At 45.2% G+C, this 10,358-nt stretch carries 11 protein-coding genes; 1 reads left to right on the top strand and 10 read right to left on the bottom strand.

Annotation, left to right across the window (positions count from 1 at the left end; genetic code table 11):
* Nucleotides 1–94: 94 nt before the first annotated feature.
* The 10 genes from ribBA to B9J87_RS02970 all read right to left on the bottom strand — a co-directional run bounded on the left by ribBA (nucleotide 95) and on the right by B9J87_RS02970 (nucleotide 9,788).
* Nucleotides 95–1,204: a bifunctional 3,4-dihydroxy-2-butanone-4-phosphate synthase/GTP cyclohydrolase II gene (gene ribBA, locus B9J87_RS03015; RefSeq protein ID WP_013856195.1), complete on the bottom strand. Its 1,110-nt coding sequence runs from the start codon at nucleotides 1,202–1,204 to the stop codon at nucleotides 95–97.
* A gap of 88 nt (nucleotides 1,205–1,292) precedes the next feature.
* Entirely contained in the window at nucleotides 1,293–1,949 is a 657-nt protein-coding gene (locus B9J87_RS03010) for a riboflavin synthase (protein ID WP_094149328.1), read from the bottom strand.
* A gap of 1 nt (nucleotide 1,950) precedes the next feature.
* Entirely contained in the window at nucleotides 1,951–3,048 is a 1,098-nt protein-coding gene (ribD, locus tag B9J87_RS03005; RefSeq protein WP_094149327.1) for a bifunctional diaminohydroxyphosphoribosylaminopyrimidine deaminase/5-amino-6-(5-phosphoribosylamino)uracil reductase RibD, read from the bottom strand.
* Between the two features lie 6 nt (nucleotides 3,049–3,054).
* Complete coding sequence (gene nrdR / locus B9J87_RS03000; RefSeq protein WP_010320136.1) at nucleotides 3,055–3,504, bottom strand: transcriptional regulator NrdR; 450 nt, start codon at nucleotides 3,502–3,504, stop codon at nucleotides 3,055–3,057.
* Nucleotides 3,505–3,635: 131 nt separating this feature from the next.
* Nucleotides 3,636–4,886, bottom strand: coding sequence for a glutamate-5-semialdehyde dehydrogenase (locus tag B9J87_RS02995; protein ID WP_094149326.1), 1,251 nt, complete (start codon nucleotides 4,884–4,886; stop codon nucleotides 3,636–3,638).
* 13 nt (nucleotides 4,887–4,899) lie between these two features.
* Nucleotides 4,900–6,039: a glutamate 5-kinase gene (gene proB / locus B9J87_RS02990; protein WP_094149325.1), complete on the bottom strand. Its 1,140-nt coding sequence runs from the start codon at nucleotides 6,037–6,039 to the stop codon at nucleotides 4,900–4,902.
* Nucleotides 6,040–6,161: 122 nt separating this feature from the next.
* Nucleotides 6,162–6,551, bottom strand: a complete 390-nt coding sequence (gene crl / locus B9J87_RS02985; RefSeq protein ID WP_026027640.1) for a sigma factor-binding protein Crl — start codon at nucleotides 6,549–6,551, stop codon at nucleotides 6,162–6,164.
* Nucleotides 6,552–6,651: 100 nt separating this feature from the next.
* Nucleotides 6,652–7,899, bottom strand: coding sequence for an esterase FrsA (frsA, locus tag B9J87_RS02980; protein ID WP_094149324.1), 1,248 nt, complete (start codon nucleotides 7,897–7,899; stop codon nucleotides 6,652–6,654).
* A gap of 89 nt (nucleotides 7,900–7,988) precedes the next feature.
* Complete coding sequence (tet(34), locus tag B9J87_RS02975) at nucleotides 7,989–8,453, bottom strand: oxytetracycline resistance phosphoribosyltransferase domain-containing protein Tet(34) (RefSeq protein ID WP_010320141.1); 465 nt, start codon at nucleotides 8,451–8,453, stop codon at nucleotides 7,989–7,991.
* A 39-nt stretch (nucleotides 8,454–8,492) separates the two neighbouring features.
* Nucleotides 8,493–9,788, bottom strand: a complete 1,296-nt coding sequence (locus B9J87_RS02970) for an NCS2 family permease (RefSeq protein WP_019282317.1) — start codon at nucleotides 9,786–9,788, stop codon at nucleotides 8,493–8,495.
* Between the two features lie 104 nt (nucleotides 9,789–9,892).
* On the opposite strand from B9J87_RS02970, the gene B9J87_RS17875 reads away from it, so the two are divergent.
* Complete coding sequence (locus B9J87_RS17875) at nucleotides 9,893–10,021, top strand: hypothetical protein (RefSeq protein WP_254917176.1); 129 nt, start codon at nucleotides 9,893–9,895, stop codon at nucleotides 10,019–10,021.
* Nucleotides 10,022–10,358 lie beyond the last annotated feature (337 nt).

Here is a 10,358-nt window from a genome sequence, read left to right as displayed (position 1 = left end):
GTATAAGAGACAGGCGTTGGGCTTCCTTTATTGGTTTTATTACGGTGTATTTTTAAATGTGACGTTAGGTTCTAAGCGCTAAAACGAGATGACATTATTGGCAAACATACTCTGTCACATTCAAGCCAAAACCGCCTAAAGCGTGATACTTTTTATTGGCTGAGGAGAGTAAACGCATGTCACGAACACCTAAATCCGCCAGAATTTGTGAACCAATCCCCACACGGCGTGAAGTACCTTGTTTTTTCGCTAAAGTAGGCGCTTGGCCTTTGTCTTGTTGCTCAAACATCTTAACGCGATGGATCAATAAGTCGCTCGACTCTTCATTACCTAAAATGACCAATACGCCGCCCTCTTGGCCGATACGCTGCATCGCTTTATCTAAAGTCCAACTGCGTTCAGCATTGCGATCACTACGCAGTAAATCGGTAAAGGTATCGTGCAGATGAACTCGCACCAATGGCGCTTGACCATCCAATGTGCCTTTTTGCAATGCGTAATGGATCTGATTATCAATCACGTCGCGGTAAGTGATCAGTTCAAATTCACCGTATTCTGTCGGCAACTTGCACTGTGCAACACGCTCAATGGTCGTCTCAGTATTGTTACGGTATTCAATCAGATCAGCAATCGTACCGAGTTTTAAACCATGTTGCTCGGCAAACACTTCAAGATCAGGGCGACGCGCCATGGTGCCATCATCATTTAAAATTTCGACGATCACAGAGGCGGGCTCTAATCCCGCAAGGCGCGCCAAATCACAACCGGCTTCCGTATGCCCAGCGCGAGTTAAAACGCCCCCCTCTTGCGCAGCCAGTGGGAAAATGTGCCCAGGTTGCACTAAGTCTGAAGCTTTCGCCTCTTTCGCCACCGCAGCTTGTACCGTCACGGCGCGATCGGCCGCTGAAATGCCGGTGGTTACGCCTTCGGCCGCTTCAATCGAGACGGTAAAATTGGTGGTGTATTGAGCATTATTATCCTGCACCATAGGAGCCAAGCCTAAACGCTGACAACGAGCTTTAGTCATGGTTAAGCAGATCAGGCCACGACCAAATTTAGCCATAAAATTAATAGCTTCAGGAGTAACGTGCTCGGCGGCCATGATCAAGTCACCTTCGTTCTCACGATCTTCGTCATCCATTAAGATGACCATTTTCCCAAGACGAATATCTTCAATGATCTCTTGCGGGGTACTTATTGGCATACTCTATTTTCCTATCGCTGAACTATTTTCCGCACAGTCCCTGACTTAGATTTATCCACGACCGTGGTGGCATGGGACAATGCGCGGTTTACGCAAAACCATTTTGTTGTAAAAATGCTAAGCTAATTTTTGACTCTGGTGTCTCTTCATCTTGCTGGTTTTGCAGCAAACGCTCCATATAACGCGCGAGCACATCCACTTCCAAATTCACTTTACGCCCAACATGAAATGCATCAATGGTCGTTTCGGCAGAAGTGTGAGGCACTATGGTCAGCTTAAAGGCATTCTTTCTTAAATCATTCACAGTGAGGCTGATACCATCTACTGTAATTGAGCCTTTTTCAGCCACGTATTTATTCAATGCCGGTGGGATCGCTACCCAAAACTCTATCGAACGACCAACAGGATTTCGTTCAATGATTTCACCAACACCGTCAACGTGCCCAGAAACAATGTGTCCACCAAAACGAGTGGTGGGCAACATGGCTTTTTCTAGGTTGACCATGTCACCAACTTGATAGTGAGCAAACCCGGTTTTGTTGAGCGTTTCTAGTGAGAGATCCGCTGTATATTGAGTGCTGTTATAATCTACCACGGTCAAACAGACACCATTTGTGGCAATACTGTCACCAAGTTTGACATCGCTCATATCAAGATGACCGACTTTCACGGTCACACTGATGTCTTCACCTTTGGGTGTAATCGCGGCAAGTGTACCTACCGCCTCGATAATTCCTGTAAACATGCTATTTATCTTTTATTTTAGGTACGGCAATGATCCGAATATCCGGCCCAACTTGTCGTACATCTTTGATGATTAACTCTAGCGTATCCGCCATGGAAGATAGCCCCAAAGCACCAAATAGCCCCCGACCATCACTACCCATGACTTTAGGCGCTAAGTACAAAATGATCTCATCGACCAATTGGGCTTGGATCAGTGAACGAGCCAGTGTGGCACCAGCTTCTACCCAGAGATGATTCATTTGTGACTGCTCAGCTAAATAAGCTAAGGTATCCGCTAACTCAAATTGTGTCTGGTTGCTATTGAGCAATGACGTATGTTCAGTGCCAAGCACCAATACTTCACCGGAATGTTGATACAGCTTTAGACCATCATGGAGTTGGTTTTGCCTGTCAAGAATGACTCGCACTGGTTGGCGTAACTGATGTTGTGGGTAGTTCACTTGCACTGATGGAGGCAGTTCATCCCAACGCACAGTCAATGAAGCATCATCTTCAATCACTGTTTTGCTGGTCGATAAAATTCCACCCGCTTTGGCGCGAAATTTTTGCACATCTCGCCGCGCGGCCGCTGAAGTGATCCATTGACTCTGACCATTATTGAGTGCTGTTTGTCCATCAAGACTTGCGGCCATTTTCAATTGGACAAAGGGCATCCCACTTGTCATGCGTTTAATAAAACCCGGATTGAGCGCGATGGCATCCGCTTCTAACAAACCGACTTCGACTTCAATCCCAGCGTCACGCAGCATTTGAATACCACGCCCAGCGACTTGAGGATTCGGATCTTGCATTGCGCAAATCACTTTCGCCACTTTGGCGTTAATCAAGCCTTCAGCGCAAGGCGGTGTACGGCCATGATGCGAGCAAGGCTCTAAAGTGACATAAGCGGTAGCGCCTTGCGCTTGCTCGTTTGCCATGCGTAAGGCGTGTACTTCGGCATGCGGCTCACCAGCACGAACATGAAACCCCTCACCAACAATCTGCTCTCCTTGAGTGATCACACAGCCGACATTGGGGTTAGGTTGAGTGGTAAAAACGCCACCTTTGGCAAGCTCAATGGCTCGCGACATCATTTGATAATCAAAAGGAGTAAACATAAGCGATTAATCTTCCAGCTTCGCGATTTCTTCACCAAACTCACGAATATCTTCAAAACTGCGATACACGGAGGCAAAGCGGATGTAAGCGACTTTATCGAGTACTTTGAGCTGCTCCATCACCAAGTTACCAATCATTTTACTTGGGACTTCTCGCTCACCAGTGGCTCGCAACTGAGATTTAATCATACTGATTGCAAGCTCAATCGCATCGGCGCTGACTGGTCGTTTTTCTAATGCTCGCTGTATACCACCGACCATTTTATCTTCGTTAAACGGTTCACGATTTCCATTTGATTTGATGACTCTTGGCATCAAGAGCTCGGCCGATTCAAACGTGGTAAAACGTTCATTACATGCCAAACATTGACGGCGACGGCGCACTTGATGGCCATCTGCGACAAGACGAGAATCAATCACTTTGGTGTCGTTCTCTGAACAAAAAGGACAATGCATATCACCTCCATAACAATGAGCATCAGTGTACCGGAATTAGTACGCAAGTTGAACGCAAAAGGGGCATCAGCCCCTTTTCAATCTCTATTTTGTTAACAACCACACTTTGCGTTATCCATAACGAAAAGAACTTAACGACGTGATAAGTAATTGGCTTTGCCAACCCACTTGTAACTGGTCAACTCTTCTAAGCCCATCGGCCCGCGAGCGTGCAATTTTTGGGTCGAAACGGCCACTTCAGCACCTAAACCAAATTGAGCCCCATCGGTAAAACGCGTCGAAGCATTGACATACACTGCAGCAGAGCCCGCGGAATTAATAAACAGCTCTGCATTAAATAGGTCATTTGTCATGATCGCATCCGAATGGCTTGCATTGTGTTCACGCATATGTTCAATCGCTTGCTGCACGTCATCGACCACTTTGACACCCAAAGTGTAACTTAGCCATTCGGTGTCAAAATCGCCTTCAACGGCCTCTCTCAACTGTTTCGCATGGCTCATGCAGGTTTGGGCTTTTGGCTCTACAACGAAGGTCACTTGATCATTAAGTCGTAGCACCAGTTTTGCCAAAAATTCACTGGCAATCGCTTGATGAACCAGCAAAGTATCCAGTGCGTTGCACGCAGAAGGGCGCTGAATTTTGGCGTTTTCAATTACCTCGACTGATTTGTCCAGATCCGCCGATTGGTCAACAAAAATATGGCTAATGCCAAAACCACCAATAATCACCGGAATGGTGCTGTTTTCTTTGCACATTTTATGTAGGCTAGCGCCGCCGCGCGGAATGATCATATCAACATATTCATCCAGCTTGAGCAGCTGTGAAACCAGTTCGCGATCCGGTTTTTCAATATACTGTACCGCAGCCGCTGGTAGTTGTGCTTTTTCTAGCGCCGATTGAATAACGTTGACTAGCGCCATATTGGAGAAAAAGGTCTCTTTCCCTCCCCGTAAAATACTGGCGTTACCCGTTTTTAAACACAATGCCGCAATATCAATGGTCACATTAGGACGCGCTTCATAAATAACGCCCACCACACCTAACGGTACTCGGCGGCGAGATAATGACAATCCGTTTTCAAGCACTCGGCTATCGATTTCACTACCGACAGGGTCATTGAGATTAATCACATTACGCACGTCATTAGCAATGGCTTGCAGGCGCGATTCATTGAGCAATAGGCGATCAAGCATCGCATCGTTCAACCCGGCTTCGCGGGCCAGTTCGATATCTTGAGCATTCGCTTTTAAAATCGCGGCGCTCTGCGCCTCCAGTTCATCGGCAATGATCGCTAATGCATTGTTTTTTTGTGTCGTTGAAACGGTAGCGAGCTGGAAAGCGGCCTGTTTGGCGGCTTTACCCATTATGGTTAAATCCACTTTCTTTTCCTTACTATTCTTGGATCACAACAAGATCATCGCGATGAATGACTTCTGAGCCATAATCGTAACCTAAAATGCCTCCGATATCTTTGCTGTGTTTGCCCGCGATTTTGGCTAAGTCTTGGCTGGAATAAGCGGCAATGCCACGGGCAATTAATACGCCTTGTTTATCGGTTACTCGCGCCACTTCACCACGTGCAAAAGTACCACTGACATTCACTACCCCTTTCGCTAATAAGCTACTGCCATTCGCGACTACAGCGTTGACGGCTCCGCCATCAATGACAATGTCACCAGAAGCGGCAGGACCCGCTAAAATCCAGCGTTTGCGGTTTTCTAACGCTTCGGTACATGGCAAGAAACGGGTGCCTTGTGGCGCATCACTTAAAGAGTCAAAAATAACGTTGCTGGCACGCCCTGCGGCGATAATGACTTCAATCCCTGCACGACGAGCAATATCAGCAGCCTGAAGCTTAGTTGCCATACCTCCGGTACCAAGCGTAGTACCACTACCCCCAGCGATTTTACGCAAGGTATCATCAATGGTTTTGACTTCTTTAATCAGTTCAGCGTTAGGATCTTTACGCGGGTCCGCGGTGAAGAGCCCTTTTTGGTCAGTCAGCAGCAATAGTTTATCGGCACCACATAAGATACCAACCAAGGCTGACAAATTGTCGTTGTCGCCCACTTTGATTTCACTGGTTGCCACGGCATCGTTTTCGTTGACCACAGGAATAATATCGTGCTCGACCAAAGCATTAATGGTATCTCGCGCATTCAAAAAACGCTCACGATCTTCTAGATCGGCCCGAGTCAGCAGCATTTGGCCGATTTTAATCCCGTAAATAGCAAAAAGAGATTCCCATGCTTGAATCAGTTGACTCTGCCCAACCGCAGCAAGCAACTGTTTGCTAGCCATTGCGTTGGGGAGTGCGGGGTAACCTAAGTGTTCTCGACCAGCGGCAATTGCGCCCGACGATACAATCACCACTGAGTGGCCTTGCTTTTTCAGTTCAGCACATTGACGGACAAGCTCAACCATATGAGCTCTATCTAACGCCAAAGTACCACTGGTTAATACACTGGTTCCTAGCTTCACAACGATTGTTTGAAGTTGCACCGCTTTTCCGCTTTGTTGATTCGTTGTCATGATTTCTTCTGAAATGGAAAACACATAAGAGCTGATGTTTTAGCAATCAAAGCAATAATTCACAAGTAGAAAAGGTGCTAAAAAGCACCTTTTTCATCACGAGGGTAAGGGGATAACGAAAATCAGACGAATTCAGCGGAATCTTGTGCAATCTCAACACTCAATTCAAAGCGCTCATAGAGACTCGCTACTAATTTGGCATGAAACTCTTCTTGGGTACGTTTGACTTCAGAAAATACGGATTTAGGAATTGCGTCGGCATCCCACGCGCCAGCTAAGTTGTAACGTCCTGTATGATACTTAGCCTCAAACCCTGATTCTTTCTTAGTAAGTTCCAGCCACCAGCCCCAAAACTCTCGTTTTTCTGGGGATTTTTTGTCATTAACGCAAGACGCAAGGCAATCAAATAAGTAGTGATCCTCACGACATTGGCCTTCTCGTAAATAAGGTCCAATAGCTTTTAAAGCAGACAATAAGCGATAATGAGTCGGGGTGTGGGTCATTTCTGACATATTGACTCTCCATTTCAATGTTAAGAACGATCATTATTTTTATTAATCATATGCTTGTTACCGCATACCAATATCATGCTTAACTAATTTAGTAGAAAAGTCACCTAAATAGCTCATCTTCTAACCACTTTATCGCTAAATCGAGGGATTGCTCATATCCTTGTGTAATTGTTTTGCTTTTTATCTGTTTCGCTTTGCCATATTCACTAAAAATTGCAACTAATTGATTATCCGAATAGGGTGAAATGGGATCACCTTCTAATCCTAAAGCCAAAATCGGAACTTTAGTTCGCCTACTGGTTAAAAAACCTTGCACTTTCAGTGACCACGCTCGCATCAACCCAGCAAGGCTATTAATATCCACCACGTCTTTACCTAAACGAGACGCCAGCACATCAATATACATTTTGGGCATTTTTTTCAATTTTTCTGGCGAAGCTAAAATATCGTGGATAGGTGCACCTAATGAAACACAAGCCTTGATTTTATCTTGCTCTAGAAAAGAGAGCCTGATCATAGAGTTACCACCAAATCGAAATCCAACAAGCCCCACTTTTCGATGATCAACCCAAGGCAAGCTTTCCAGTTCATTGAGTACGGCTTGATGCAGACATGAAGAATCTTCAGTTAAGGGCCAATGGGAGCTATGACCTACGGAGGGCATATCAATGGTTAACATCGCAATATCTCTAGGCGCGAGATAATCTCTAAACAAACGCCACATATCCGTCTGCAAACTGTCTAAACCGGCACTAACCAAAACGACCGGATGAGGCCTATCGGTATTGGGCAAATGCAAATTAGCGACTATTTTTTTGTTCTTATAGGGTACTTCAACTTGCTTAATCACATAACGAGTCAATTTGGCCGCTTCGTTATAAGCGTTGTTTGACAGTATCTGTGCCTGTAAGGATAAATTATCATTTTTTAGATGCGGATAACCAGCAATGCTAAAGCAGAGCGACGCGGAAAAAAGTTCATTGGCCGCCTCTTCGTCTTGCTTGTCATTAGCGCGCTTTTGGTGACGCATACCCAGCTTAGTCCACTCGTATGCCCAGTTACCACTGTGATAGCCCATAACCGTATCTAGCCAATCCGCTTCGGTTCGCGAATGTTTCGAAGAGGCAATGCGGGCGAGAACTTCTTCTTGCTCTACTGGATCAACACCTTGCCATATCCACTGTAAACGCCTGAGATTTCGATACCAAACGTACCCTTCTTGCTGTTTTTTTAGGTCCAAAATTTCTTGGCTGCTTGGCATATAACGGGTCAATGCCGAGGTTTCTTGGGCTTGCTTGTATTTCTGGAACAAGGTTTCAGAAAGGTTTTGGCTGTTAGATTCAGACATAAGTCGATTCAATTGAGAGCGGTGCTCTAATAGTAATAAAAAAAATGGCCCGATAAAGGGCCATTTTCAAATAAACGCAAAGAAAAACATTACTTTTGTTTACGGTTAATCGGTTCTGCGTATTGAATCGTCATATCCCATGGCTGCTCAATCCACGTATCTTGAGCAATATCCACAACATAATCATCTAACAAGCTTACGCCAGAAGGCTTCGCACACACCGCAATCAATTTCGCTTTAGGATACATTTCACGTAGCTTACGTGCGGTATCACCACTATCGACCAAATCTTCAACAATTAAGAAACCTTCGCCGTCACCTTCAGGTGCTTTGATCACTGTCATGTCACGCTGATGATCATGATCGTAACTTGAAATGCAAATCGTATCGACATGGCGAATACCTAATTCACGCGCCAATATGGCACCAGGAACCAGACCACCACGGCTCACCGCCCAAATACCTTTCCATTGCTCTGCAGGCATCTGTTTTTCTGCCAATTGACGACAGTAAGTCTGCATGTTGTCCCAAGTGATAACGAATTTATTGCTCATTGTTGTAAACCTAATTATTTAAATAATCTGTGTCGTTCATTACATTGCAGAGGCGATATACTTAAAGATGAAGATGGCTGACATCACCCACACACTCATCGATACACTGCGCCCTTTGCCACTAAATAGTTTGATAGCCGCATAAGCAATGAAACCAAGAGAAATACCTTCTGCGATAGAGAATGTCAGCGGCATTAATAAACAGGTAACGACGACAGGAGCCGCTTCTGTTAAATCGCGCCAATCAATACTGACCAAACCAGAAAGCATCAAAATTGCCACGTAAAATAATGCACCAGACGTAGCGTACGCAGGGATCATTCCAGCTAATGGCGAGAAGAATAATGCAAGTAAGAACAAAATGCCAACAACGACTGCAGTCAGCCCTGTGCGCCCGCCAGCAGCAACACCCGCCACACTTTCAATGTAAGAGGTTGTGTTTGATGTACCTAGCAGGGCACCGACTGACGTAGCGGTAGAATCGGCAAGCAATGCTTTATTTAGACGTGGAATTTTACCATCTTTACCAATCAAATCTGCTTTTTGCGCCACGCCAACTAAGGTGCCAGCCGTGTCAAATAGATCGACAAACAGAAACGCAAACACCACTGAGATCATACCCACTTCAAAAATGGCGGAGAAATCAAGCTGCAAAAAAGTTGGCGCAATACTTGGTGGTGCCGACATAATGCCATGCCACTGAACGTCACCAAACACTAAACCAAGGCCAGTAACCGCAAGAATCGCGATCATTACGGCACCCTTTAAACCACGATGAACCAAAGCAATCGTCAGGAAGAAACCTATCGCACCGAGTACAGCAGGAAGAGAAGTAATTGCGCCGACAGAAACCAAAGTTGCAGGGTTATCAACCACAATGCCTGCATTTTTCAGGGCAATAAAGGCAAGAAAAAGTCCAATACCGGCCGAGATCCCCGTTCGTAATGACATCGGAATCGAACCGATGATCCACTCACGGATTTTAAAGATACTAAGAAAAATGAACAGCACACCAGAAACGAATACCGCCGCCAGCGCAACTTGCCATGTATATCCCATGCCGAGCACAACGGCGTAAGTAAAAAATGCGTTTAACCCCATACCCGGAGCCTGCGCAATTGGGTAGTTGGCGACAAAGCCCATGATGAAACAGCCAATAGCCGCCGCAAGACACGTAGCAACAAATACTGCACCACGGTCCATGCCGGCATCCGCTAAGATCGCAGGGTTAACAAAGATAATGTATGCCATCGTGAGAAATGTCGTTATTCCTGCGATAACCTCAGTGCGCACGTTTGTGCCATATTCACTAAGTTTAAATAGCCTTTCGAGCATGATCGAGTCCTATAAGGGTAAAAAAGTAAACGGTTGCGTAATCGATTGGCTGTGGATTATAGAGAGATCAGATCACAAATTCCAGATAGAATTAAGGCTGTAATATGCTTTTATTAATGGCTTATGAACCTAGTCGCGCTTCATTTCTTCAAAAAGAAAAAGCGGATTTCCATATCGTATTGCCGTTGAGCCGTAGCCGTAGCCGTAGCCGTAAAGGAAGTGTTGAACATTGAGATAAAAAAACGCCACCTCATCTGAGGTGGCGGCGAATCATTTTAGCCAAACTGACTACAAAAAAATTCCAATATCTAGGGGGTGAACATACAGTTCAAATAACATGCTTAAAGTCTTAATAACCAAAGCTTGTTGGGTAAGCAAAGTTGCCAGTATAAACAGACTTGTTTGTCCAGAACATTGCTGATGGTAAACCTTTCATAACTATCACCTTATAAAATCAATTGAACATAAATTTGATTTCTCGGTTCCATGGAGGCGATAAACGGACTCATCCTTTGAGCATTTTTTCTTCGCTTTCGAAGTTGGTTACAAATATACCACCAAGAAATTAAA

Origin of the sequence: Vibrio sp. V19_P1S1T109 (assembly GCF_002241375.1) — a bacterium.
GTDB lineage: Bacteria > Pseudomonadota > Gammaproteobacteria > Enterobacterales > Vibrionaceae > Vibrio > Vibrio anguillarum.
The sequence above is the reverse complement of the archived record's forward strand: the minus strand, read 5'-3'. Positions and strand labels throughout refer to the sequence as shown.